Source organism: Actinoplanes sp. NPDC049681 (genome assembly GCF_044465265.1).
Lineage (GTDB): Bacteria > Actinomycetota > Actinomycetes > Mycobacteriales > Micromonosporaceae > Actinoplanes.
Genome location: NZ_JBITLP010000004.1, coordinates 455,618 through 477,681, shown reverse-complemented (window position 1 = coordinate 477,681; position 22,064 = coordinate 455,618). Strand labels below are relative to the sequence as shown.

16 protein-coding genes are annotated in these 22,064 nt (G+C 72.5%); 5 read left to right on the top strand and 11 right to left on the bottom strand.

The window, feature by feature from the left end; genetic code table 11:
• Positions 1-112: 112 nt before the first annotated feature.
• Together ACIBO8_RS16625 and ACIBO8_RS16620 are read right to left on the bottom strand one after the other, a co-directional pair.
• Positions 113-5,311: a diguanylate cyclase domain-containing protein gene (locus ACIBO8_RS16625; protein WP_396116078.1), complete on the bottom strand. Its 5,199-nt coding sequence runs from the start codon at positions 5,309-5,311 to the stop codon at positions 113-115.
• A gap of 58 nt (positions 5,312-5,369) precedes the next feature.
• Entirely contained in the window at positions 5,370-6,008 is a 639-nt protein-coding gene (locus ACIBO8_RS16620) for an adenylate/guanylate cyclase domain-containing protein (RefSeq protein ID WP_396116077.1), read from the bottom strand.
• A 173-nt stretch (positions 6,009-6,181) separates the two neighbouring features.
• Here ACIBO8_RS16620 and ACIBO8_RS16615 point away from each other — a divergent pair, with 173 nt between their 5' ends.
• A complete protein-coding gene (locus ACIBO8_RS16615; protein ID WP_396116076.1) occupies positions 6,182-9,007 on the top strand; it encodes an AAA family ATPase in 2,826 nt (941 codons plus the stop codon).
• Between the two features lie 160 nt (positions 9,008-9,167).
• Positions 9,168-9,944, top strand: coding sequence for a DUF5995 family protein (locus ACIBO8_RS16610; protein WP_396116075.1), 777 nt, complete (start codon positions 9,168-9,170; stop codon positions 9,942-9,944).
• A 70-nt stretch (positions 9,945-10,014) separates the two neighbouring features.
• Here the strand turns inward: ACIBO8_RS16610 and ACIBO8_RS16605 are convergent, their stop codons facing one another.
• The 5 genes from ACIBO8_RS16605 to ACIBO8_RS16585 form a co-directional block, all read right to left on the bottom strand.
• A complete protein-coding gene (locus ACIBO8_RS16605) occupies positions 10,015-10,515 on the bottom strand; it encodes a hypothetical protein (RefSeq protein WP_396116074.1) in 501 nt (166 codons plus the stop codon).
• Between the two features lie 41 nt (positions 10,516-10,556).
• A complete protein-coding gene (locus tag ACIBO8_RS16600) occupies positions 10,557-11,906 on the bottom strand; it encodes a sensor histidine kinase (RefSeq protein WP_396116073.1) in 1,350 nt (449 codons plus the stop codon).
• Complete coding sequence (locus ACIBO8_RS16595; RefSeq protein WP_396116072.1) at positions 11,899-12,588, bottom strand: response regulator transcription factor; 690 nt, start codon at positions 12,586-12,588, stop codon at positions 11,899-11,901. Before ACIBO8_RS16595 ends, ACIBO8_RS16600 begins: the two co-directional genes overlap by 8 nt.
• Positions 12,589-12,658: 70 nt before the next feature.
• On the bottom strand, positions 12,659-13,033 hold the full coding sequence (locus tag ACIBO8_RS16590) for a VOC family protein (RefSeq protein WP_396116071.1): 375 nt from the start codon (positions 13,031-13,033) through the stop codon (positions 12,659-12,661).
• A 43-nt stretch (positions 13,034-13,076) separates the two neighbouring features.
• Entirely contained in the window at positions 13,077-16,052 is a 2,976-nt protein-coding gene (locus tag ACIBO8_RS16585) for a discoidin domain-containing protein (protein WP_396116070.1), read from the bottom strand.
• 72 nt (positions 16,053-16,124) lie between these two features.
• Between ACIBO8_RS16585 and ACIBO8_RS16580 the strand changes: the two genes are divergently transcribed.
• The gene (locus ACIBO8_RS16580; protein WP_396116069.1) at positions 16,125-16,700 is read left to right on the top strand and encodes a DUF305 domain-containing protein; all 576 of its coding nucleotides are present in this window, start codon (positions 16,125-16,127) and stop codon (positions 16,698-16,700) included.
• On the opposite strand, the gene ACIBO8_RS16575 is transcribed toward ACIBO8_RS16580, so the two are convergent.
• Entirely contained in the window at positions 16,685-18,085 is a 1,401-nt protein-coding gene (locus tag ACIBO8_RS16575) for a DUF1996 domain-containing protein (protein WP_396116068.1), read from the bottom strand. The genes ACIBO8_RS16580 and ACIBO8_RS16575 overlap by 16 nt on opposite strands.
• A gap of 202 nt (positions 18,086-18,287) precedes the next feature.
• Between ACIBO8_RS16575 and ACIBO8_RS16570 the strand changes: the two genes are divergently transcribed.
• Positions 18,288-19,346 (top strand): LacI family DNA-binding transcriptional regulator, encoded by a 1,059-nt coding sequence (locus ACIBO8_RS16570; protein WP_396116067.1) that lies wholly within the window; start codon positions 18,288-18,290, stop codon positions 19,344-19,346.
• A 4-nt stretch (positions 19,347-19,350) separates the two neighbouring features.
• Here the strand turns inward: ACIBO8_RS16570 and ACIBO8_RS16565 are convergent, their stop codons facing one another.
• Together ACIBO8_RS16565 and ACIBO8_RS16560 are read right to left on the bottom strand one after the other, a co-directional pair.
• Complete coding sequence (locus tag ACIBO8_RS16565) at positions 19,351-19,812, bottom strand: phage tail protein (protein ID WP_396116066.1); 462 nt, start codon at positions 19,810-19,812, stop codon at positions 19,351-19,353.
• Between the two features lie 96 nt (positions 19,813-19,908).
• Positions 19,909-20,286, bottom strand: a complete 378-nt coding sequence (locus ACIBO8_RS16560; RefSeq protein WP_396116065.1) for a VOC family protein — start codon at positions 20,284-20,286, stop codon at positions 19,909-19,911.
• Between the two features lie 163 nt (positions 20,287-20,449).
• Here ACIBO8_RS16560 and ACIBO8_RS16555 point away from each other — a divergent pair, with 163 nt between their 5' ends.
• Positions 20,450-20,929: a hypothetical protein gene (locus tag ACIBO8_RS16555; protein ID WP_396116064.1), complete on the top strand. Its 480-nt coding sequence runs from the start codon at positions 20,450-20,452 to the stop codon at positions 20,927-20,929.
• Positions 20,930-20,954: 25 nt separating this feature from the next.
• On the opposite strand, the gene ACIBO8_RS16550 is transcribed toward ACIBO8_RS16555, so the two are convergent.
• Positions 20,955-22,040: a calcium:proton antiporter gene (locus tag ACIBO8_RS16550; RefSeq protein ID WP_396116063.1), complete on the bottom strand. Its 1,086-nt coding sequence runs from the start codon at positions 22,038-22,040 to the stop codon at positions 20,955-20,957.
• Positions 22,041-22,064: the final 24 nt, after the last annotated feature.

The window sequence follows — 22,064 nt, the reverse complement described above, 5'->3', positions numbered from 1 at the left end:
GTCCAGCGATGGCAGCCGTCAACGACGCGGCGAGCCTACCGGGGAGGTACGACGAGTTCCGTGAGGCCGACCGGGCACGCCTCGACCATAAGTGGCACGAAAGGGACGAATGCTACTCGTCGTGAGCCATGACACGGTTCCGGCCGGCCTGCTTGGCGGCGTACAGACCCGCGTCGGCGCGTCCGAGCAGGGCGTCCGGGGTCGCGTCCGAGGACCGCAGGTGGGCCAGGCCGACGCTGATCGTGACCGGGATCGGTCCCGTACGCGTGTCCACCGGCGTGCTGTCGAGCGCCGCACGCAGCTTCTCGGCGAGCGCGGGGCCGTCCTCGCGCACCCCGGGCAGCAGCACGGCGAACTCCTCACCGCCGTACCGCGCGACGAGACCGTCCGGCGGCAGGCAGGAGAGCAGCCGCGCGACGACCGAGCGGATCACGTCGTCGCCCGTCTGGTGGCCGTACGTGTCATTGATCCGCTTGAAGTGGTCGATGTCGATCATCAGGGCGGTGACCGGGCTCCCGGCCGCCCGCGCCGCGGCCAGGGACCGCTCGGCGAGCTCGAAGAACCGCCGCCGGTTGGCGACCCCGGTGAGGCTGTCCGTGGTCGCCAGCTCGTTGATCCGGCTGAACAGCCGCGCGTTGTCGTACGCGACCATGCCCTGACCCACCAGCGCCGCGGCGACACCCAGGTCGGCGGCGGCGTACGCGTTCGGCCGCCCCGAGGCGAGCACGAGCACGCCCACCGGGCCCTCCCGGTCGTCGAGCGTGACGGTCAGCCAGCTGCCGCCGGTGTAGTCGCCGAGCGTGGACGCCCAGGACGGCGTACCCGCGATGAGGTCGGCCTGGCGCGTGCCGAGCAGCGCGCGCAGTTCCGGGTGGTCCGCCTGGCGCAGGGTGAACGAGCCGGCCGCGTCGCTCAGCACGGTGATCTCGTCCGACGACGGGGTGGCCAGCAGCAGCCAGCCGCGCTCCGCGCCGGGCGTCTGCCGCGCGGTGAGCAGCAGCCGGCGCAGCACCAGCTCGGGGTCGAGGGTGCCGCTGAGCCGTGCCATCGCCCGGCGCAGCGTCTCGGCGAGGTCTCGCTGGCGGTTGGCGGCGGCCACCGCCACCTCGAGCTGGGCGGCGCGCGCCGTCTCGAGGCCGACCGCGATGTGGTGGGTGATGGCGGTCAGCACGTCGGCGTCGTCGACGGTGAAGACGCCCTTGGCGACGCGGCTGTCCAGGTACACCACGCCGAGGAGGCGGTCGTCCAGCTCCAGCGGGGCGACCAGGATGCTGCGGAGGCCGTACTGCACGACGCTCACCGCGCCCAGGGCGGCGCCCTCCTCCGTGCCGGTGACCACGAGGGGCTCGCGGCGGTGCCGGACGCGGTCGACGACCGTGGTGCTGTAGCGGGTGAGCTCCGTGAGGTCGTTCCCGGCGGCGTCGCGGCCCACGAACGGGGCCAGGACCCCGCTGTCGGAGTCCATGAGGAACAGCAGGGCGCGCTCCGCGCCGAGCAGCCGTACGGTCTCGTCCAGGGCGACCCGGGTGAGCCGGTCGGGGTCGATGACCCGCGAGGAGGCGTTGCTGAGCTGCTCCAGCGCGGCCCAGCGCTGCCCGGCGCGGCCGCGGGCGGCGACGACCGGCACCCGGTTGCGCCGGCCGGCGTCGAGCCGGAACTCCGCGGCGACCCGGCGCGCACGGTGCGGCCAGCCGCGGTCCTCGGCGATGCCGGCTGCCGCGCGAGCCTGGCGGTCCGCCTCGCCGGTGACGCCCAGGACGGTCAGCGCGCGGGCGCGCACGAGGGCGGCCTCGAACGCCAGGAGCGGCGCGTCCACCGTACGCAGAAGCTTCTCGGCCTTGGTGAGGATGTCCAGCGCCCGCTCGGCGTGGCCGGGCTTGAGCACGGCGAGGGCCGCCTTCGCGATCCGGTGGTGCGCGGCCACCAGCGGCCGCTTGGTCACCTGGCCGAGGGTGCCGACGGCGGCCTCGGCGACGGCCAGCGCCCGGTCGAAGTCGGCCGGCGCGGCGCGGCGGGCCTGCTCGATCCGGCCGTACGCGCGGTACACGAAGTACGACTGCTGCGCGGGCAGCAGGTCGAGCGGGCGCAGTCCCAGCCCGTCGAACTCCGCCACGGCATCGTCGAAGGCGCTGCCGAGGTCGTCGCGCTCGATGGCGGAGATCATCCTCGCGACGATCATGTCGACGAGCTGGTGGATCTCCTTGGTGTCGCCGGCCCGGCCGAGAGCCGCGATGGCTTCGCCGGCGCGCCCGCGCATGGCGAGCATGCCGGCGTCGATCGCCACCATGGCGCTGCGGTTGGCCTGGCCGGCCGCGTCGAGCCAGCGCTGCCGGCCCGAGGCGGCCGCCTCGGCCTCAGTGATCTCGCCGCGCAGCAGCCAGTCCCAGCCCAGGACGGCGTAGCAGTCGAGGATCAGCCCGACGTCGAGGAAGCGGTCGCGCTCCATCAGCACCCGCCGGATCCGTTCCCCGGAGTCCGCGCCGCTGCCGTGCACGGCGATCGCCGTCATCCAATCAATGCGGGCCACCAGGGTGGGGTCGCCCAGCTCCTCGCCCACCTGCGACGAGGTGGCCGTGATCCGGTCGGAGAGCCCCTGCAGGCCCGCCATCCGCAGGACCATGGTCAGCGCGACCAGGTCGCGGGCGCGCTCCGGGGACCGGCCCAGCCGGTTGATCGGGTACACCATGCGCAGCGCGTGGTACAGCGAGCCGGCCGGCCGCAACTTCCGGATGCTGCCGGAGGCGCCGTAGTGGTGCAGCGTCGCCTCGAGCCGCAGCAGGTCGCGCTGCTCGCCCTTGGCGGTGCCGTAGCCGAGCCGGGTGATCCGGGTGAGGCAGCCGAGCACGAAGAACCACAGGCCGGAGAGCGCCCGGAAGATCGGATTGGCCGGCAACGGCCGTCCCAGCTCGGCCAGCCCCAGCTCGACGGACCGCAGCTGCGCGGCGCCGCCCCAGTTGCTCTCGTGCACGAGGGCCTGCAGCAGGTGGATGCGGGCGCGCTCGATGGGGTCGGCGGTCCGGGCCAGCGCCTCGCCGAGCGTCGCCAGGGCCTCGTCGAAGCGTCCGTTCTGGTGGTACGCCGTGCCCAGCAGCTGCAGGAAGGCGCTGTCCAGGGGCAGGCCGGTGTCCCGGGCGGACTCGAGGTAGGTCAGCGCGGTGTCCGGGGCGTGCTCGGCCAGCGCCCGGGCGCCCGCGGTGGTGCACGCGCGCAGCACGCGGGCCGGCTCGAGGCTCGGGTGGCCCAGCGTGTAGTGCCGGGCGAGGGCGTACACGTCCTTGTCGGGGCGGCGGTCGAGGACTTCCGCGATGCGCTGGTGCACGTCGCGGACCTCGTCCTCGTCGAGCTCGGCGAGCAGCGCGACCCGGATGCTGTCGTGCAGGAAACGGTACGGCCCGTCGCCGTGTGCGATGAGGCCGTGGCGGCCGGCGTCGGAGAGCACGTCGATCACCCGGTGCCGGTCCGCACCGGCGGCCTCGGCGACGAGGCCGGGGGTGAACGAGGTCCCGACGACGGCCGCGATGGCGAGCAGGCGGCGGCTGTCCACGTCGAGGGCGCCCATGCGGTGCAGGACCAGCTGCGCGGAGTCCGAGGGCAGCGCGAGATCGCGTACGCCCTCCGAGTCGACCTGCCACGACCCCCAGTCGGGTGACAGCAGGCCCGCGTCCATCACGGCGCGGGCGTACGCGAGCGTCACGAGCGGGTTGCCGCCGGTCAGCATGGTGATGGCGGTGGCGCTGCGCTCGTTCACCCGCATGCCGCCGGACAGCGACGAGATCAGGGTGGCGACGTCCTCGCTCGTCAGCGGCGGCACGGGGATGTCCGTGACCCGGCCGGCGTCGATGCGTACGGGCAGAGCCGGCTCACGCCCGGTCGTCACCACCAGCATCGGTACGCCCGACACCCCCTCCGCGAGCTGCTCGAGGACCCGCAGGGTGCCGTCGTCGAACCACTGCGCGTCGTCGAGGTGCAGCAGCACCGGGCCGGCCGCGCGCGTCAGGCCCGTGAGCAGGTCGGCGACGGCCGCGGCGTGCCGGCCGAGCCCGATCTCCCCGGCCACCTCGGGCACGCCGAGGACATCCGCGAGAGCCGGCGACAGGCTGGTGACCAGGCCCGCGCTCTGCCCGGCAGCGGCCCGCAGGGTGGCCGGCGCGGTGACGCGCCCGCCGGGTTGCTTCAGCAGGCCCTTCACGTACGCGTCGACCGCGGCCCGCAGCGGTGCCATCGGCCGGCGGTCGCTGGACGAGGCGCCGCCGCGCAATACCACGCCGCCGGCGTCCCGCACCAGGGCGTCGAGCTCGGCCGCAAGCCGGCTCTTGCCCGAGCCGGTGGGCCCGTGCAGCAGCACGATCCCGCCGCGGCCGGACGTCGCCTCGGTCCAGCGCTCACGCAACGTGTCGAGCTCGGCCTCACGGCCCGTGAGGGTCGCCTCGACCGGCGCGCTCGGCCCGTCGTGCTCGCCGAGGGGGAACACCGCGGCCGGGTCGGCGCCGAGCAGGCGCAGGTCGGCCAGCAGGCCGGCGGCGCTCTGGTAGCGGTCGTCGGGGTCCTTGGCCAGCAGCCGGACGATGATCGCCGAGAGGGTGGGGCCGAGGCCCGGTGCCAGGGCCCGCGGATCCGGTACGGGCGCCGTGGCGTGCAGGTGCAGCAGCTCCCCGACGTCGTCCGCGGCGAAGGGCGGGGCGCCCGTGACGCACTCGAACAGCACCGCGCCCAGGGCGTACAGGTCGGAGCGGTTGTCGACGGGCCGGTTGAGCATGCCGGTCTGCTCGGGTGCGCTGTAGGTCAGCGTCCCGGCGATCGGGTCGTCGGGGCCCAGGCCGGCGCCGGTGGCGGCCGCGGACAGCCCGAAGTCCACCAGGTGGGCGGCGCCCGCGCTGGTGATCATGATGTTTTCCGGCTTGACGTCGCGGTGCACGAGGTGGTGCTCGTGGGCGGCGCGCAGGGCGGCGGCGACGTCGGCGCCGATCGAGACGGCGTGCCGCTCACGGACCGGGCCCCGCAGCAGCCGGCGCGCCAGGGACTCGCCGTCCACGAGGTCCATGACCACGTAGGGGCGGCCCCCGGCCTCGCCCGCCTTGTGCACCCGCGGGACGTTCGGGCTGTCGACCGAGGCCAGCAGGGCGGCCTGGCGGCGGAACTCGCGCAGGCCCTCCGGATGCGGCTCCTCCAGCAGCATCTTCAGGGCGTACTCGGTGCCGGCCCGCCGTACCCGATACACGACCGCCTGGGCGCCGCGGCCGAGTTCGCCCAGCACTTCGAGCCCGGCGGCGTCGCCGAGCTCCGACTGCACCGCAGCCGGCTCAGCCGGCACGGAAGGCGAGGCACCCACGACGCCTTTATCGGCGTATCCGGCGTTCGCTGAAGGATTGTCAGCCGCACGGCTGGAGGTCGCGGGCCCGCACAGGGGTCGTCTGCGGGTGCAGGGCACGCCAGAGCTCGACCGGCAACGCCTTGCCGGCCACCGACACCGGGGGCAGCTCCTGGTAGGCGACGGCGGCCTCGGAGGCGAGCTGGGTCGCCGCACACACCACCACCGTGTCGTGGGGTGCGTACGCCTGCAGCCGGGACGCCGTGGCCACGACGCTGCCGCTGACCATGCCGTACCCGCCGTCACGGGCCGCGTCGAGGTCGACGATGGCGTCACCGGTGGCGAGCCCCACCCGGGTCCGTACCGGGAAGCGCCCGGCCAGAAGACGCCCCCGCAGCGCCTCCTGGATACCGAGCCCGGCCCGGACCGCCGCGGCGGCGGCGTCGGCGGCCTGGTCCGGCGTACCGGCCCCGGGGCCGCTCACGCCGAAGACCGCCATGACGGCGTCCCCGATGAACTTCTCCACCACGCCGCCGGCGGCGTGGACCACCGCCGAGACGGTCCTGAAATAGTCGACCTGCAGATCCCGCACATCGGCACAGTCCAATTCGTCGACGAGGCTCGTGAAGCCCACGATGTCGACGAAGAGCACCGTCACTGTCTGTCGCCGGCACCTGACGCCGGCGGACACGGAGTTCATGTCCCACGCTCCCTTCGCTGCGATGGCGAAGAGAACGGTGCCAGGCGGGGACAAGACAGCGGATCAGCAGAATGACGTATCTATGACAGCGGCCGTGTCGTCGGTTATTTGTGACGCAGAACAGTCCGAACCGACGAGAACGTCATAGCCCCCCGCCTACTAGGCTGCCACGCATGGCCAGCGAGGGGGATGAGGCGCCACTTGTCGGACGTACCGACATCTTGACGTCTATCCAGGCCGATCTGCTCGCCGCCGGTCCCGGCGGCACCGCGGCGGTGTTCGTCACCGGCGAGAGCGGCGTCGGCAAGAGCCGCCTGCTGCGGGAAGCCGCGGATGCGATGCGGGCGGCCGGGGCCGCCGTGCTCTCCGGCGCCTGCCTGGACATCGGCGACGCTTCCCCGCTGCACCCCGTGCTCCAGGCCCTGCGCCAGGCCGGCGCCCAGCCCGGCCCGGCCGCGGCCGATCCCGCCCAGGACGGCGCGGGTGCCCTGCTCGAGCGGGTCTCCCAGGAGCTGCGCTCGCTGGCCCGGGGCCGCCGGCTGCTGCTGGTCCTCGACGATCTGCAGTGGGCCGACCGGAGCACCCGCCAGATGCTGCTGTACCTGCTGGCCGGCCTCGGCGAGATCAGCCTGTCGGTGCTGGCGGCGGTCCGCTCCGAGTCGCTGCACGGCGCCCACCCGCTGCGCCGCGTCCTGGCCGAGCTGCGCCGACTGCGCTCCGTACGCGTGCTCGACCTCGCCCCCCTGGACCAGGACGCGACCGCCGAGCTCGTGATGGCCATCGCCGGGGACGGCGTCGCGCCGGAGGACGCCGACCGGGTCTTCAAGCGCAGCGGCGGCAACCCGTTCGTCGCCGAGGAACTGGCCCGTGACCTGCGCGACGGCCGGGTGGAGCTGTCCGACACCCTGCGCGAGATCTTCCTGTCCCGCGTCGACGAACTGCCGCAGCACGCGCACGACGTCGTGCACGCGGTCGCCGCCGGCGTCGAACCGGTCGAGCACGCCCTGCTGGCACGGGTGCTGCCGCTGCCCGAGGCCGAGCTCATCGAGGCGGTCCGGGCCGCCGTCGCGCACCGCTTCCTGACCAGCGCGGCGGACGGCTACCGGCTGCGCCACCAGGTCGTCGCCGAGGTGCTGGCACACGAGGTGCTGCCCGCCGAGCACGCCGCCCGGCACCGGCGTTACGCCGAGGCGATCGAGGCCGCGCCGGGCGAGCCCGACCACGCCCGGCTGGCTCACCACTGGCAGCAGGCCGGCGAGCCGATCCGCGCGCTGCCGTCGGTGGTGGCCGCCGCCCGCGCCGCCGAGCAGCTGTACGGCTACGCCGAGGCGTACCGCCACTGGGCGCTGGCCCTCGCCCTGACCTCGGACGACTGCCCGGAGCGTACGGAGCTGCTCGGGCATGCCGCCGAGTCGGCGCATCGCTGCGGCGAGCACCAGCGGGCCTTGAGCACGCTGGAGCAGCTGGCCGCCCGCGCCGACGGCCCGGGAGTCTGCGAGATCCACCTGCGCCGCGCCCGCTACCTGGCCGCGGCCGGGCGCGCCGCCACCGCCGAGATGGAGTACGAACGTGCCCTGGCGGCGCCCGAGTGCAGCCCCGCGGAGAAGGGCAGCGCGGCCGCCAACCTCGCCGAGCTGCTCGTGCACCTCGGCCGGTACGCCGACGCCGGGGTCCGCGCCCGGGAGGCCCTGGAGCTGGCCGAGGGCGCCGACGGCTCGACCGCCGACCTGGTACGTGCCAGCGCCGCGCTGGGGTTCAGCCTGGCGTTCCGGGAGGATCCGGACGCCGGCCTCGCCGTGATCCGGCAGGCGGTGGAGATCGCCGAGCGCAGCGGGCATCCGGACGACATCGGCTGCGCCTACCTGCACCTGGCCGAGCTGCTCACCAACCCTCTGAACAACGTCGAGGAGGGGGTGCTGGTCGCCCGCCGGGGCGCGGAGAAGCTCGCCGCGATCGGGCAGGGGCGCACGTACCAGACGCGGCTGCTCGCGATCGCGGCGAACGGGCTCTTCCGGGTCGGCCAGTGGGCCGAGGCCCGGCAGGTCCTCGACGACGCCATGCGCCACCGCCCGTCGGGCGCGGACGCGGTGGAGATCCTGCTCTCCCGCTGCCGGCTCTGGGTGGGTTTCGGCGAGCTCGAGGCCGCCGACCGCGACCTGGACGCGGCGGCCACGATCCTGGCCGGCGGCGGCGCCCGGCACGTGCTGCCGATGCTGACGCTGCGGGCCGGCCGAGCCATGTGGCAGGGCCGGCACGACGAGGCCCGGGCGGCCGTGCAGCGCGGCCTGACCGAGACTCGCTCCGACGACCTGGTGCTGCTCGGGGTGCTGGCCTGGCACGGCCTGCGCGCCGAGGCGGAGGCGCAGGCCGGCGGGGAGGTGCCGGTGGACCGGGCGGCGGTCCGGCGCCTGCAGACCGTGGTGGAGCGGGTGGCGCGGGGCGCCGGCAACGCGGCCCCGCCGGTACGCGCGGTCGTCGACGGTTACCTGGACCTGTGCGCCGCTGAGCTGAGCCGGATCGACGAGCGCAATGACCCGGACGTCTGGGCGCGGGCCGCGCAGGCCTGGGACCGGCGCAAGCAGCCCTATCCGGCCGCCTATGCACGGCTGCGCCAGGCCGAGGCGTCATTCGCCCGGCGCACCCGGCGGACCGCGGCCACGACCGCGGTCCGGGAGGCGTACGCGACCGCCCGCGCGATGGGCGCCCAGCCGCTGGCCACCGAGATCATCCAGGTGGCCGCGCGGGCCCGCGTCGCCCTGACGGACGACGAGGCGAGGGTGAGCGCGGCGCCGCAGCCCGCCGACGACGCCCTGAGCATGCTGACCGAGCGCGAACGGGAGGTGCTGGCCGCGGTCGCCGAGGGCCTCACCAACCGCGAGATCGGCCAGGCGCTGTTCATCAGCGAGCGGACGGTCGGCGTCCACGTGGGTCACATCTTCGACAAGCTCCAGGTCCGCACCCGGGTGCAGGCCAGCCGGGTCTACCTCCGCGCGGCGTGACCGTTCCGTTATCTACGTACCCGGAATACGTCGTTCTACCGATCCCTACGTAGTCCTCCGGTGAAAGGCTGACTGTCGTTCGGGGGAGCACCGCCCGGCGGCCGGCGTCGCCGGGCGGTGCTGAAGGGCCTCCGCCGTGCAGGAGTTTGTGGAGGATCCGATGATCACCGAGTCGTCCGTGTGGGGGCCGGCGCAACGGGAGATGGCCGACGTACTGTCCGGTCACCCCGACGACGTCCCGGCCGTGGTGGACCAGCTCACCAAGCTCCAGGACGTGCTGGAACGGGTCCCGCCGCTGCTGACCAGCAACCCGCTCGCCGACTTCAACAAGCTCTACCTGACGATCACGACGTGCGTCCTCGAGCGCCTGTACGCCGGCCGCTTCGCCGACCCGGCCTTCCTGGCCCGCCTGGACGTGGAGTTCGCCGCCCGCTACTTCGACGCGCTGCGCCAGTGGTCCGACATGAGCGCCGGCTGCCCGAAGGCCTGGGCGGTGCTGTTCCACCGGATCCCCGGACCGGACGCCCGCCCGCTGCCGTCCGCCGCGGCCGGCGTCAACGCGCACATCAACTACGACCTGCCGTTCGCCCTGGTCACCACGTTCGACCACCAGGAATGCGACCCGGTGGACGACAGCGATCAGCACCACGACTACCTGCAGATCAACGACATCTTCGCCGAGCAGATCCCCGGCCTGCGGCGCGGCTACCTGGAGAAGTGGCAGCTGCTCATCGACGTGATGAACGGCGACCTCGACGACTGGTGGCAGGGCGAACTGGTGGACTACACCCGCAACGTCGCCTGGCGCAACGCGCAGAAGCTCTGGGCCGTACGCCACGACCTGCAGGCCGTGGCCCGCGAGCGGGCCCGGCTGGACCACACCGCGGAGGCGTTCGGCAGGCTGCTGCTCTCGCCGATGGGGTCGATCCTGCAGTAACGGACTTTCCTCCTGGGGGCGGGGCAGGGCCCGCGTTCGTCGGCAACGAGCGCGGGCCCTGACCCATTTCTCAGCCCTGCGGCAGCACGATCAACCGGGCCACCGCCCGGTCACCGTCCTTCTGGCCGGCCACGCCCACCTCGGCGCCCGTCTTGAGGGCGGTGCGCTCCACGGCCTTGCGGTCCTGCCGGACCCGCAGCTTGTCGCCGAACGTCCAGGTCTGGGTGAAGCCGTCGGTGGACTTGACGCTCACCGTCCCCGAGTCGACCGCCGTGATCGTGCCGCGCTGGACGACGATCGTCTTCACGCCGTCCTTGCGCTGCACGGTGACCTCGCCGTGCAGGGTGTTCTTGCGCAGGTGCTTGCGCAGCCCGGGCCGCCGCTGCCTCGGTTCGGCCGAGGACGAGGACGAGGCCGCGGGGGCCGGGTCGGCCTCGAAGCCGACCGTGGTGAGTGCGTACGCCTCGTCGGTGAGATCCGCGGCGGGCGTCCCGGCGCCGCATCCCGTCAGCCCGAGGGAGGCGGCCAGGCCGAGGGTGGTCAGGGTCATCGCGATACGGGTACGTGTCATGCGGCTCAGCCTCCGCCCGTCCCGCTCGGACCCGGTCAGCGTCATGTTCGGGTCGTGTAAGGGAGGGTCACCGTGAACATCGCCCCGCCCTCCGGCGCGTGCCCGGCCTCGATGCCGCCACCCAGCCGGGTCACCAGGCGCGCGGCGAGGGCCAGGCCGAGGCCGCTGCCGGTCTTGCGGACGTGGCGGTAGCGCTGCTGCAGCGCGCCTCGCTGGAACGCCACCGGGAGGTCCTCGTCGGCCAGGCCGGGCCCGCCGTCGCGTACCTCCACGATCCCACCGCGCTCCCCCGCCCGGACCGCGAGCACGAGCGGTGCCCCCGCCGGCACCACCCGCAGGGCGTTCTCGCAGAGCCCGTCCACGACCTGGCGGATCCGGTCGGGATCGGTGTCCACGGTCACCGGGCCCGCGGGGAGTTCGACGGAGAGTCGTGGGCCGTCGGGGACACAGCGCGGTTCCCACGCCTCTCCGGCGGCGCCGACCAGCTCGACCAGGTCGACCGGGACGACGGTGACGGGCAGGTCCGCGGCCTCCAGGCGGGACAGGACGAGCAGGTCGGAGATGAGCCGCTCCAGGCGGTCCGCCTCGGCCAGCATGGTGCCCCCGGCGCGGGCCGCGCCGTCCTCGGCGATGACGCCGTCGGCGAGCGCCTCGGCATACCCGCGGATCGTGGCCAGGGGCGTACGCAGCTCGTGGGAGACCGACAGCAGGAAATCGCGCTCCCGGCCCTCGCTGATCTGCAGCGCCGCACCGAGCTGGTTGAGCGCCGCGGCGAGCTCCGCGGCCTCGGCCGGCGGCCGGACGGCGAGGCGCACGGAACGGTCCCCCGCCGCCAGACGCCCGGCCGCGAGCGCCGCCTGCCGCAGCGGCCGGGCGGTGAAGTGGGCCAGCAGGGCACCGGCGCCGACGCCGCCCAGCAGACCGGCCAGCAGGGCGACCCACACCCCCTTGAGCACCCGGGCGGCGGTGCCGGACACCGCGTCGCGGGTGAGGACGACCCCGCTGTCGTTGCCCCGCAGCGGACGGCCGGCGATCAGCACCGTACGGTCGGCCACCCGGCCGCGCGTGTCCACCACGGCTCCGGCCGCCACCTGGGTGACCACCCGCTCCGGCAGTCCCGGACGGTCGGCGATCCCGCGCCGGATCAGGTAGACGGCGATGCCGTCCTGCCGGAGCCGGTCGACGATGCGCTCCCGCGCGGCGGGCCGCTCGGTGGTGAGCAGCTCCACCGCCAGGGCCGACTTCTCCACCAGCTCGGTGCGGGCGGCGTTGTTCGCCGAGCGGACCGCGATCGGCAGCGCCACCATGGCGGTGATGATCACGGCGACGACCGCGGTGGCGGCGGTGACCAGGACCGTCCGCCCGGCCAGGGTCGCGAAGAACCTACGCATCAGCGGTGTAGCCGACCCCGCGCACGGTACGGATCAAGCCGGCCGCCGGCCCCAGTTTGGCGCGCACCTGAGCGACGTGGACATCGACCGTACGGGTGCCGGCGTGCGACGCGTATCCCCAGACGCCGGCCAGCAACTCCTCCCGGGTGAAGACCCGCCCCGGCCGGTTCAGCAGGTGGCCGAGCAGGTCGAACTCGGTCGGCGTCAACGCCAGCGGGGCCCCGTCGACGGTGACGCGCCGGCGGGCCGGGTCCAGCGCCACCGGCCCGAGGGTGCGTACCCGCCCGCCATCGGGCGGCCCGGCGGCGCGGCGCAGCAGCGCGCGCACCCGTGCGACGAGCTCGCGGGGGCTGAACGGCTTGGTCATGTAGTCGTCGCCGCCGAGTTCCAGGCCGAGGATCCGGTCGACCTCGTCGTCGCGGGCGGTGAGGAACACCACCGGGGTCCAGTCGCCGTCCTCGCGCAGCCTGCGGCAGATCTCCGTGCCTTCCATGCCGGGCAGCGCGATGTCGAGCACGCAGGCGACCGGCCGCATGCGGCGCGCGGCAGCCAGTCCCGCGGCGCCGTCGTGCTCGACGTGCACGCCGAAGCCGTCGCGGGTCAGATACATCCGGACCAGGTCGGCGATGGGCCGCTCGTCCTCGACGACCAGGACGAGCCCCTTGGCCGGTGCGTCGCTCACGGCCCCATTCTGCCCGCGCCGGCCCGGCCCTATTGTTCGGATCGTGTACGGGTCGTCGTGATCGGCCGCGTCAGGCGTTCTGCCAGAGGCCGATCAGGTTGCCCTCGGTGTCGCGGACGTACGCCGAGAAGCCCATGTCGCCGACGGGCTGGCGGCCGATCTCGACCTTCCCGCCGAGCTTCTCGATCCGCGCGAGGCTGTCGTCCAGGTCCTCGACCCCGATGGTGATCACCGGTCCGGTGATCGCACCCTGCCGGGCCAGCATGCCGCCGTTGATCCCGCCGACCTCGCCGGGCCGGCCGTTCTCGTCGGTCGGCGTGGTGGTGACCAGCGTGTAGCCCATGCCCGGCATCGTCGCCAGCTGCCAGCCGAAGGCCTCGCGGTAGAAGCCGTGCGCGCGCTCGGCGTCGTCGAACGGCACCTCGAAGTGGACCACCTTGTCCATCGCCCCTCCTCAAGGGTTGTCTGCCCGGCTGACGCTAGTCCTCTCACCCTCGATAGACACCGAGCTCCCACAGCGAATATCCGTATCCGGTGGCCCGGACCGTGCCGTTCACCCGGACATAGCGCCCGGAAGCGTGCAGATCGAGGCTGTCGAATCCGCCGTTGCCGCTGGTGGTGCTGAAGACGGTGGTCCAGCTGGAACCGTCGTCCGACACCTGGATCGTGTACGCCTTCGCGTACGCGTTCTCCCACGCGAGCTGCACGTGGTCGAAGGACTGCACCGCGCCCAGGTCCACCTGCAGCCACGCGGTGTCGACCCACTCGCTGGCCCACCGGGTGCCGTAGTCGCCGTCCACCGCGTACGCCGGCAGCTGCGGCCCGTTCGTCCCGGTCGGCTGGTACGAGGACGCGGTGACCGGCCGGCCCCGCGACAGGTTCGTGCCCGGTACGGCCGGCGGTACCACCCGGAACGAGCGCTGCTCGATGCCCACGTTGCCCTGGCCGTCGTACGCGTACACGTAGACCTTCCAGACGCCGAGCTGCTCGGGCGCGCGGGCGGTGAACGAGCCGTTGCCGTTGTCGGTGAAGACGACGTTGGTCAGGCCGGTGTTGCCGGTGATGTGCTTGTCCGAGTACATGAGGTTGTAGCGGACCAGGTCGCCGTCGGGGTCGCTCGCCGCTGTGGTGATCGTGAAGGTGCCGCCGGCGGGCACCGCGGTCTGGCTGCTCACCGCCATCGACGTGATCTCCGGCGGTGTGTTGGCGGCGGGCTGCCCGGTGTACGCCTGCCGCAGCGCGTGGTAGCCGAGCCGCCGCCAGCCGCCGGTGAAGGTGTTGAGCCACACCCCGCCGAAGTCGTTCTCGAGCCCGTAGTGGAACTCGGTCGCGCCCAGCGCCACGCCCGGGTGCGCCTTGATCGCGTTCCAGCTGCTCGTGTAGCCGACCCGCTTCTGCAGGTCGGTGGGCTCGGCCGGTACGCCGTTGACGTCCGCGGGCACCTCCCACTCGCCGGCCGGCCCGCCCTCGGTGACGATGTACGGCTTCGTGTACCCGCCGTTGATCCAGTCCTGCTTGACACTGCCGATCACGCCGTACGAGTTGACCGCGAGCAGGTCCAGGTCGGGCGCGTACCGCTGGTAGTACGGCCAGGCCCCGGTATACGCGTCCGTCGAGGTGACCGGGTGGTTCGGGTCCGCCGCGTGGATCGCCCGGGCCACCTCGTCGACGAACTTGGCGTACCCGACGCGCCGCGCCTCGACCTCCGCCGCGGGCAGGCCGTGATCCTGCATGGTCAGGATGACCTCGTTGCCGACGTCCCACATCAGCACGCCCTGCCGGTTCTTGAGCGCGTTGACGCGGGCGACGATCTCAGCCTTCACGGCGTTCTTGTACGTGGTGTCGTCGACGTAGTCGGCGCCCTGGTTGAGCCAGTGCCCGACGATCACCTTGAGCCCTTGCTGCGCGGCCCGGTCGAGCAGCGTCGGCGTGCCGGCGTCGTCCACGCCCCAGATCCGGATCGTGTTCACGCCCATGCCCTTCAGGTCGCGCATGTAGCCGTCGGCCGCGGCCTGCGGCGGGCCGTAGGTCAGACCCTTGATCTCGTACGGCGAGCCGTTGACGTTCAGCTGCCAGTTGCCCTGCGTGCCGGTGATCCGTACGGTCGACGCCCCGCCCGGGGTGGCCGGATCCGTCATGGCCGCAGGCATGGTGCCCGTGGCCCGCGCGACCGTGACGGAGTCGACCGACAGCACTCCGCCCGAGGTGGTCTCCGGCGTGGGGGTGGTGAAGCCGGCGACCGCGTTCGGCAGCGACCCGCCGACGGCCAGGTCGAGGCGCAGGAAGAAGCCGTGGTGCACGGCGGCGTTCCACGCGGCGACGCCGACCTGCGACTCGCGGACGACCCACGTCTGCCGCCCGTCGAGGGAGAAGCGGATCTCCTCGTCGGTCTTCGTACGGTCGATCACCTGGGCGTATTCGTGGTAGCCGGTCCGGCAGCCGGAGCAGCTCGCGAACCCGCTCGCCCGGCCGTTGTACTCGGCGCACGGGCCGTCGGGCGCGGTGCCGCAGTGCAGGGTCTGCGACAGCTGGCCGCGCCCGTTGACGTCGGTCATGATGTCGGTCTCGCCGACTCCGGGCCAGTTGGTGTAGGTGCCCCGGTAGGCCGCGCCCGTGGCCCGGAACCCGGGCCAGTAGCCGAGCCCGTTCGCGACGTCGGGCTGTTTGAGGATCGCACTGAACTTCAGCAGCTCGCCCGGGCGCGCCTCGAAGTCGGTGCGCTGCGTCTCGAGGCGCCCGGAGGTCCACTTGCCGGCGCCGTCGCGGACGGCTCTGATGGCGAGCCTTCCGCTGCCGTCCAGGGCGACGTTCGCGGTGGAGTCCGTCGCGGTCTCCACCTCGCCGGTCCCCCAGTTGGCCGCGCCGCCGGGGTAATGCGTGCCGGTGCGCAGCAGCCAGCCGGCGGCGCTCGGCGAGGTGTTCTCGGCACCGGAGAAGTCGTCGGTCCAGAGGGTGGTCCACGTGTCGGCCGGGGTCGTGCCGTACACCTTGAACTCCCACAGCGAGTAGCCGTAGCCCGTGCCGCGGCTGGTGCCGTAGAGCCGGACGTAGCGTCCGGAGCCGCTCACGGTGAGAGTCTCGGTGCCTCCGGCACCGGTGGTGGTGCTGAAGACGTCGGTCCAGGTGGTGCCGTCCGCGCTGGTCTGGATCTTGTACGCCCTCCCGTACGCGGTCTCCCACTGGAGGACGACCTGGGTGAGCGTGGCGGTGGCCCCGAGATCCACGCGGATCCACTGGGGATCGGCGAACTGGCTCGACCACCGCGTGCCGGCATTGCCGTCGAACGCGTTGGCGGCCCCGACGTCGGTGCCCTCCTGCGACGAGGCGAGGGCGGGCTTGCCCTGCGACAGCAGGGTGTCAGCGGCGTGGGCGGTCAGCTGGGCGACGCAGAGGTACGCGGCGACGACGAGCACGACCACGGGCACGAATCGGCGGAACAATCGCCGGGAAGGAAGGGGATGCACGAAGAACTCCAGAAGTTCGGGGGAAGGGAACGGCCCGTTGACACGTGGGGAACGTCATCTGAGACTCACCGTGTGCGTCCCCCCTTTCTCCGCACGGCTCGACTTCTGCTCGCGGTCGCCATGGCCACCGGAATCTGCGCTTGCGACAGCACGCCCGCCCCGGGTACGCCCGCTCCGGCCCCGTCCACCGCGGTCTTCGGCGGCACCGACCGGGCCTGGATCGAGATCACCATCGCGATGGACGAAGAGCTGCTGCCGCTGCTGGCCCTGGTGCCGGCCAACGGCGCGGACGCCCGGCTCCAGGACCTGTCAGACCGGGTGGGCGCCGTGCACGAGCGTGAGCTGGCGGCCCTGCGAGGGCTGCACGACCAGGCAGGACTCCCGGCCGAGAACCCGCACAAGGGCATGCCGATGCCCGGGATGGTGACCCCGCAGCAGGTCACCGAGGCGGCCGCCACCCGCGGTCCGGCCTTCGACACCCTGGTCGTGCGGCACCTCACCGCACATCTCGACCAGGGCGTGAAGCTGGCCGAGAGCGAGCGCCGCTCCGGCGTCGAACCGCGGACGCGGACCCTTGCCGGACAGATGATCGAGAATCGGCGGACCTACCTGAGAGAGCTCCGGGAATTGCGTCACGGAAGTTCGTAGTTCTCGTTCAATGCCGCCCCACGGTCGGGCTTGTACTGATCGAAACCGCGGGGATCGCATTGCAGCCCGCCGTTGATGCAGTGCGTGACGAGCGCCGCCAGCGTCGGCGCGTCCCACGCGTTGTAGAAGTCGTAATGGAACGAATAACCACGCCCGCTCGCCAGCCGTACGTCCGCCATGGTGCCGCTGACCGGGAAGGCCATCTTGAACTCGATCATCGGTACGGCGACAGGGTGGCTCGCCGGGCAGACCCCGACCACCGGGTACGCCATGTGGCTCTTGTGGTCCGGCGTGTCGAGGTGGATGCCGTCCCAGCAGCTGGGTGCCTGGTAGCGGATGTTGAGCTGGCTGCCGACCACGCAGGACGCCGGGAAGTCCCAGTTGCGGACGCTGTCGCCGCACTCCCAGCCCTCCACCGCCCCGGGAGCGTCGCGGAACTCGGCCAGGGTGGCCGACGGGCTGCCGACCACGTACCGCAGGCCCGGCGGGGACGGGCGCACGCTGCGGTAGTCGATCACGCCGCTCTTGTAGTAGATGACCTGCCGCCCGACCGGCTGCACCGGGGTGTCGCCATTGAGCAGGGTCGGCATCCAGTAGCCGGTCCTGTCCCCCGGCGTGATGCACGATGTCTGTCCGGCTTGGAGGCTGGCCAGGGTGGTGGCGGCGTTCGTCGTGGTGTTGCCCATGAACGTGTGGGAGTGCGAGGCGCCCGGCAGGTTCGGGAAGACGATCGGATCGTCGGGCAGGTTCGAGCGGCTCACCGAGCAGTTCGCCTGGAACTCGTGGTGCGTGGTGGGCGGGTTCGTCACCGGCGGCACGGCCGTGGAAGGCACCACTCCGGTGACCGGCGGGTTCGCATAGACGTAACCGTCCCCCGCGGACGGCGGGGTGCTCACGAGGGAGCCGTACACCTTGAACTCGAAGAGGGAGTAGCCGTAGCCAGTGCCGCGCTGGGTGCCGTACATGCGCACGTAGCGGCCGGTGCCGGCGACGGTCAGGACCTGGGTGCCGCCGGTGCCCGTGGTCGTGCTGTAGATGCCGGTCCAGGCGTTGCCGTCCGGGCTGGTCTGGATCTGGAAGGCCTTCGCGTACGCGGTCTCCCACTGCAGGACGACCTGGGTGACGGACGCCGTGCCGCCGAGGTCGACGCGAAGCCACTGCGGGTCGGACCACTGGCTGCCCCACCGGGTCTCGGCGCGGCCGTCGACCGCCGCGGCGGCGGGCGACTCGCCGTTCTCCAGCGACGACGCCAGCGCGGGCCGGCCCTGTGAGAGCAGGGTGTCCGCGGCGTGTGCCTGCTGAATGCCGGCCGCCAGCAGGGATCCGCCCAGGACGGCGGCACCGAGCGGAGCAACCAGCCGTCTGAGCTTGTACGGAGTTGTCATCACGATCTCCAGGGGGATGGCTTCGGGGACGGAAAGCGCTTTCCGAGTGTTACGCCGGTGTTGCACGGCGGTCAATGTTTTCCCATGGTTCCGGAACCGGCGCCGGCCCTTCCGCTCCTGGGAAACGGACAAATAGACCATCACCGGAGAGCGCTTTCCGCGCGTGCTATAAAGGCCTCATGCAGACGCGGAGCGCCTTCCTATGACCACGACGGGCGGACGCCTGCCGATGGGCGAACGGTTGCCGACGCTCGAGGACGTGGCCCGGATCGCCGGGGTCTCCCGGGCGACCGCCTCACGGGTGATCAACGGGATCCGCAACGTCGACCCCCAGCTGCACGAGCTGGTGTGGGAGGCGGTCGGGCGGACCGGCTACGTGCCGAACCGGCTCGCCCGCTCGCTCGTCACCCGGCGCACCGGGACCATCGCCCTGGTGGTGTCCGACTCGGAGAGCCACGACGACGACCCGTTCATGGGCCGCTTCTTCGCCGATCCGTACTTCGGGCGGGTCGTCGGGGGCCTGATGAGCGTGTTGCGCACCGCCGGGATCCAGCTGGCGCTGCAGATCGTCGGCACCGAGGACCAGCGCACCCGGCTGGTCGGCGATCTGCGCCACGGCCAGGCGGACGGGGTTGTCGTCCTCTCCCTCCCCGCCCACGACCCGCTGCCCCGGAAACTCACCGACGCCGGCGTGCCCGCCGTGATGATCGGCCGCCCCGGCGACCCCGTACCGATCAACTACGTCGACCTCGCCAACGACACCGGCGCGGCCCTCGCCGCCGACCACCTGACCGCGCGCGGCTGCCGGCGAGTGGCAATGATCGCGGGCCCGGCCGACGTGCCGGCGAGCAGCGACCGCATCGCGGGGTTCCGCCGGTCCATGGCCCGGCACGGGCACGCCTGGGTACCACTGGTTCCCGGCAACTTCACCCGGGAGAGCGGCGAGGCCGCCATGCGCACCCTGCTGGCCGACCAGCCGGAGATCGACGGCGTCTTCGTCGCCAACGACCTGATGGCGCTCGGCGCCCTCGCGGCGCTGCGCGAAGCGGGCCGCGCGGTGCCCGCGGACGTCGCGGTGGTCGGTTTCGACGACAGCAGCGCCGCGACGGCGGCCGAGCCGGCCCTGACCACGATCCGCCATCCGCTGGAGGACATGGCGGCCGAGGCGGCCCGGCTGCTCATGACCCGCATCGACGACCCCGGCATGCGGGTGTCGTCGGTCATCTACGAGCCGAGCCTGGTGCTGCGCCGGTCCGCCTGATGGCTCAGTATTCCTTCTTGATGACGAAGTAGGAGCCGCGGATCGTCCCGGCCAGCTTCGACTTCTGCCGGGCGAACTTGAACGACGAAAGCTCGTCGGGAACGTCCATCCCGTCGGCGAGCTTGAATCCGACCGCCCGCTTCCCGCCGTCGTCGACGGTGTACATGACGTTGATCGACAGGCCGCTCTCGTAGAAGACGTAGGCCATCTTGATGTTCTCGACCTGGAACGCGGTCGCCTCGAGCGGGCGGGAGGCGATGACGATGCCGCGTTCCTCCTCGAGGATGCGGTGCACCCAGTCGACGGTCGCCCGGGCGTCGCTCGCAGGCTCGACCGTGAAGGTGTGGTCGTACTTGTTCTTGAAATACCGGGCCTCGTTCGCCCGCAGGCCGGCAAGCGCGTCCGCGACCGGGGACGACTCGAGGCCGACGGTCGAAACGGTGCCGAAGTCCACCGCATAGGGCATGACAATTCCTCCGCGTCCAGTCCTCGGCGTCCCGTCCTGGGCGTCCAGGCCTGCACCCCAGCGTAGCGGCGCGATCGGTCGTTCTCTCGGATTCCGTCAGCCGTTCGGCCGGGACTGGACCGCCTGCAGCGACCACCTGTTTCCGTCGGGGTCCCGGAAATAGACGAAATGGCCCCACGGCTGCACATCGACGTCACCGGCCTCGACGCCGGCGTCCACCAGTTGCTCGCGAGCGACGCCGGCGTCAGGCACTACCACCTGGATCTCCTGGGTGCCCGGAACCTTGTCGGTGATGCCGGTGCCGATCACGATCGAGCAGGCCGAACCGGGCGGCGTGAGCTGGACGAACCGCAGGCCGGCACGCACTTCGTGGTCGTGGTCGGCGGTGAAGCCGATCCGCTGGTAGAACGCCTTGGCCCGGTCCACATCGGTGACCGGCACGGGGATGAGTTCGATCTTCCACGTCGGTGTCATGCGATCCATCGTGCCCGCCATTGCGGTCAGAACACGACCGCTGAATACGGTCGCGCTGTCGCCCTGACGACATTCGCACCCACTGCTAGTGCAATGTGGACTGTCGGATTACAGTGACGTCTGTCGATTCGATGACGACAACAGGAACGGGGACAGTATGAGAATGACGATGGCGCGAGTCATGACGGCGGTGGCGCTGATCGGTGCGATGCTCGCCACCGGGACCGCGGCGCACGCGGGCGTCACCGTGGATCCGAGGCCGGCGGCCGGGGGCGCCGCCCCGCACGTCACCAAGGTTCCGGTGTCGGGAGGTGTCGGCACCCGCAGCTACAACGCCTCCTGCTTCGGTTACACCGGCACGTTCAAGGACGGGTCGGACGTCCTGCTGGTCGACTGGGAGGACGCCGACTCGGCCGTCGACGAATGCTTCGGCATCGCCCCCAGCCGGACCATCTGGCACGCCTGGCCGGGATCCGGCGGGTGGAAGCAGATGCCGAACAACGGTCGTGCCGACGACACGTGGACCGCGTACTACTCCGGCGACGGCCGGCGCGGCGTGAGCGTCTACGTCGCGGGCTCGAACAGCATCTGGTGCTCGACCCGCAACGCCGGCCCGGGCTGGGGCGCCTGGTTCCAGTGCTGACCGACCGGTAGACCAGCCACCTTCGTCAGGGGCTGCCCGCCAGGAACAGGAACACGGCGAGCAGCCCCATGTGGATGCCGCCCTGCAGGACGTTGGCGCGGCCCGGCACCACGGTGAGCGTGCCGACCACCACGGTCAGCGCCAGCAGGACCGTCTGCGTCCCGCCCAGGCCGAGCAGCAGCGGGCCGTCCAGCCAGATCATGGCCACCGCGATCGCCGGGATGGTCAGGCCGATGCTCGCCATGGCCGAGCCCAGCGCCAGGTTGAGGCTGGTCTGCATCCGGTCCCGGGCCGCCGCGCGGACGGCGGCGATCGTCTCCGGCAGCAGGACGAGCAGGGCGATGACGACCCCGACCACCGCCTGCGGCAGCCCCGCACCGGCCACCGCCCGCTCGATCGCCGGAGAGACGCCCTTGGCGAGGCCGACCACGGCGACCAGGGCGACCAGCAGCAGGCCGAGGCTGCCCAGGGTCGCGCGGGTGGTGGGCGGATCGACGTGCTCCTCGCTGTCGATCACCTCTCCGGCGGTGGTGATGGGCAGGAAGTAGTCGCGGTGCCGGCGCGTCTGGACCAGCACGAACAGCAGGTAGAGGCCGAGCGAGGCGACCGCGGCGAAAGCGAGCTGGGCGGGTGAGAACTGGGGACCCGGGCGGCTGGTCGTGAAGCTCGGCAGCACCAGGCTCAGGGCGGCGATCGTGGCCACGGCCGCCAGGGCTCCACCCGTACCCTCGGGGTTGAAGACCGCGATGCGGCGACGGACCGCGCCCACCAGCAGCGACAGCCCCAGAATGCCGTTGCAGGTGATCATGACCGCGGCGAAGACGGTGTCCCGCGCCAGCGCCTGGGTCTTCTCGCCGCCGCTGATCATCAGCGTGACGATGAGGGCCACCTCGATGACGGTCACGGCGACCGCGAGCACCAGCGACCCGAACGGCTCGCCGACCTTGTGGGCGACGACCTCGGCGTGGTGCACGGCGGCGAGCACCGCCCCCGCGAGCAGCAGCGCGCTGACCACGACCAGCGGCGGCGGCAGGTGACGGCCCCAGGTCAGCAGGAGCGTGGCGACCGCGGCGGCCGGCACGAAGGTCGTCCACCCGATCCTTGATCTCATCCGTCAACCCTGCCAGAACTGCGG

What these genes read in the sequence shown, in the direction of transcription:
- ACIBO8_RS16550 (WP_396116063.1), bottom strand. Translation starts at nt 22,040, where the DNA reads ATGAGATCAAGGATCGGGTGGACGACCTTCGTGCCGGCCGCCGCGGTC.
- ACIBO8_RS16590 (WP_396116071.1), bottom strand. Translation starts at nt 13,033, where the DNA reads ATGGACAAGGTGGTCCACTTCGAGGTGCCGTTCGACGACGCCGAGCGC.
- ACIBO8_RS16610 (WP_396116075.1), top strand. Translation starts at nt 9,168, where the DNA reads ATGATCACCGAGTCGTCCGTGTGGGGGCCGGCGCAACGGGAGATGGCC.
- ACIBO8_RS16615 (WP_396116076.1), top strand. Translation starts at nt 6,182, where the DNA reads ATGGCCAGCGAGGGGGATGAGGCGCCACTTGTCGGACGTACCGACATC.
- ACIBO8_RS16560 (WP_396116065.1), bottom strand. Translation starts at nt 20,286, where the DNA reads ATGACACCGACGTGGAAGATCGAACTCATCCCCGTGCCGGTCACCGAT.
- ACIBO8_RS16565 (WP_396116066.1), bottom strand. Translation starts at nt 19,812, where the DNA reads ATGCCCTATGCGGTGGACTTCGGCACCGTTTCGACCGTCGGCCTCGAG.
- ACIBO8_RS16570 (WP_396116067.1), top strand. Translation starts at nt 18,288, where the DNA reads ATGACCACGACGGGCGGACGCCTGCCGATGGGCGAACGGTTGCCGACG.
- ACIBO8_RS16555 (WP_396116064.1), top strand. Translation starts at nt 20,450, where the DNA reads ATGACGATGGCGCGAGTCATGACGGCGGTGGCGCTGATCGGTGCGATG.
- ACIBO8_RS16605 (WP_396116074.1), bottom strand. Translation starts at nt 10,515, where the DNA reads ATGACACGTACCCGTATCGCGATGACCCTGACCACCCTCGGCCTGGCC.
- ACIBO8_RS16600 (WP_396116073.1), bottom strand. Translation starts at nt 11,906, where the DNA reads ATGCGTAGGTTCTTCGCGACCCTGGCCGGGCGGACGGTCCTGGTCACC.
- ACIBO8_RS16620 (WP_396116077.1), bottom strand. Translation starts at nt 6,008, where the DNA reads ATGAACTCCGTGTCCGCCGGCGTCAGGTGCCGGCGACAGACAGTGACG.
- ACIBO8_RS16575 (WP_396116068.1), bottom strand. Translation starts at nt 18,085, where the DNA reads ATGACAACTCCGTACAAGCTCAGACGGCTGGTTGCTCCGCTCGGTGCC.